Below are 2,506 nucleotides of genomic sequence, written 5' to 3' on the forward strand. Positions count from 1 at the left end.
GCTGGCTTGCCAGCGAACAGGCCCTCCCTAACAACAAGAGTCTTGAAACATGCCCGAGCACCCGCTTCAACGCTTCTTCACCTCGCAGCGGCCACGGCCGACCTTCGCGTGGGAGCGTTACCAGCAGCGCGATGTGCTGATCATCGATCACCCCCAGTGCCAGGCGGTCTTCAGCCGTCAGGGCGCACAGCTGCTGCACTTCCAGCCCAGTGGCGAACGCCCGTGGTTGTGGTGTGCTGCCCAGTGGCCGCAGGTCGGCGCCATCCGCGGTGGTGTACCGGTGTGCTGGCCGTGGTACGGCCGTCACCCCAGCGAAGACATGTGGCGGCCCATGGCTGGGCGCGCCTGCTCGACTGGAAACTGATCGACAGTACTGAAAGCGAGGCCGGGGTGACCCTGAAGTGGCGCCTGCAGCTGTGCGATTGGCAGGTCGACCTGGTGGCCAACCTTGGCCAGCGCATGGAACTGCAACTGAGCACCGAGCACCAGGACAGCCTGCCGTGCCAGTTGAGTCATGCTCTGCTGGCCTACTGGCGTATTAGTGACGTTTCCGAGATAGCGCTATCTGGGCTAGAGAATGCTAAGGGTTACGATCATTTGAGTCGTCAGGCCTGCCAGCAGAAGGGCGCCTTGAAAGTGCAGGGCGGGTGCCAGCGGGTGTTCCAGAATGCCGCCACCTTGCAGGTACATGACCCGGCCTGGCAGCGTCAGTTGTGCATCGATACCGGCGACAGTGACGACACCGTGGTGTGGCACCCTGGCAGTCGGCCCTTGATGGGCGTCAGTGGCAGCGAGACCCAGCGCTTCATCTGCGTGGAAGCCGCCAGCGGCAGCAGTGACAGCCTCAGCCTGGCACCGGGGGAGCGGGCGCACCTGGCATCTGCAGGCGCACTCGCTCAATTGAGTTCGTCGTCGATCGGGTAGCGGCTGGCGTTGAGGCTTTCCTTGATCTTGCGCAGGTGCGGCTGGAAATCCACGCCCCGGCGCAGGGTCATGCCGGTGGCCAGTACGTCGAGCACCGTGAGCTGGATGATGCGCGAGGTCATCGGCATGTAGATGTCGGTGTCTTCGGGCAGCGGGATGTTCAGGCTCAGGCTGCTGGCCTTGGCCAGCGGCGAGTCGGCGGCAGTCAGGCCGAGCACCGATGCACCGTTTTCGCGCGCCAGGCGTGCCACCTCGACCAGTTCGCGGGTACGCCCGGTGTAGGAGATGATCACGAACAGCTCGCCGGTGTGCGCCACCGATGCCAGCATGCGCTGCATCAGCACGTCGGCGTGGGCCGACACGGCGAGGTTGAAGCGAAAGAACTTGTGCTGCGCATCGAGGGCAACCGGGGCCGAGGCGCCCAGGCCGAAGAAGTGGATCTGGCGCGCCTGGATCAGCATGTCGACAGCGCGGCTGACCAGTTGCGGGTCGAGCTGCTGGCAGGCACTGTCGAGCGAGGCAATGGCGCTGCCGAAGATTTTCTGGGTGTAGGACGCCGGATCATCGTCGGCCTCAACCGCGCGGCTTACATAGGCCGCGCCGCTGGCCAGGCTCTGCGCCAGTTGCAGCTTGAGCTCGGGGTAGCCGCTGACGCCGAACGAGCGGCAGAAGCGATTGACGGTCGGTTCGCTGACCTTGGCGGCCTGGGCCAGCGCCGCGATGCTGAAGCGGGTAGCTTGCTGCGGGTTGAGCAGGATGACTTCGGCGACTTTGCGCTCTGCCTTGTTCAAGTCATCGAGGCGGCCCTGGATCTGCTCCAGGAGGTTTCGCACGCGGTCCATGGGGAATGTCCTTGGGTCGGGGATGCCACCGGCTGCCACGGGCAGACGGCTTTTTACGCGGTGGCCTATCGTACTGATGGCACGGTTGGTGCACCACTTGATTCTGTATACAGTGCTATATGTTGTTAGTTTTACTACATTAGCCCTTGAAAACTGCGGTTGAAACCGGTATTTCTACGTCAACTTGATAAAAGAACCAATATCATGGCTTCGATCACCGTAGAACCTTGCACCTTTGCCCTGTTCGGCGCCCTGGGTGACCTGGCGTTGCGCAAGCTGTTCCCGGCGCTCTACCAGCTCGATCGCGCCGGCCTGCTCAACCCGCAGACCCGCGTACTGGCGCTGGCGCGCGAGGTGGGCACTGCGCAGGAGCACCTGGCCACGATCGAGGCCCACCTGCACCAGCATGTGGGCGCAGAGATCGAAGCCCTGGCCTTGCAGCGTTTTCTGGCGCGCTTGAGCTACCTGCATGTGGATTTTCTCCAGCCCGAGGACTACCACGCGCTGGCCGAGCAGGTAGAGCCGGGTGCGCCGCTGATCGCGTACTTCGCCACAGCGGCTGCGGTGTATGGCGGTATCTGCGAAAACCTCGACAAGGTCGGTTTGAGCGAGCGCACCCGCGTGGTGCTGGAAAAACCCATCGGCCACGACCTTGAGTCGTCGCGACGGGTCAATGACGCGGTGGCGCAGTACTTCCCCGAAAATCGCGTGTACCGCATCGACCATTACCTGGGCAAGGA

Annotated in this window: 2 protein-coding genes and 1 pseudogene; 2 read left to right on the top strand and 1 reads right to left on the bottom strand. The window is 63.4% G+C overall.

Features of this window, described 5'->3' with window-relative positions; genetic code table 11:
- Window positions 1-49 precede the first annotated feature (49 nt).
- A pseudogene (locus G3436_RS23000) lies at window positions 50-924 on the top strand (D-hexose-6-phosphate mutarotase).
- On the opposite strand, the gene hexR reads toward G3436_RS23000, so the two are convergent.
- Entirely contained in the window at window positions 897-1,757 is an 861-nt protein-coding gene (gene hexR, locus G3436_RS23005; protein WP_338001308.1) for a DNA-binding transcriptional regulator HexR, read from the bottom strand. The pseudogene G3436_RS23000 and the gene hexR sit on opposite strands and share 28 nt — an antisense overlap.
- Window positions 1,758-1,970: 213 nt before the next feature.
- On the opposite strand from hexR, the gene G3436_RS23010 reads away from it, so the two are divergent.
- On the top strand, window positions 1,971-2,506 hold a 536-nt coding region (locus G3436_RS23010; RefSeq protein WP_476644179.1), incomplete at its 3' end, for a glucose-6-phosphate dehydrogenase.

It is taken from the genome of Pseudomonas brassicae (assembly GCF_010671725.1).
GTDB lineage: Bacteria > Pseudomonadota > Gammaproteobacteria > Pseudomonadales > Pseudomonadaceae > Aquipseudomonas > Aquipseudomonas brassicae.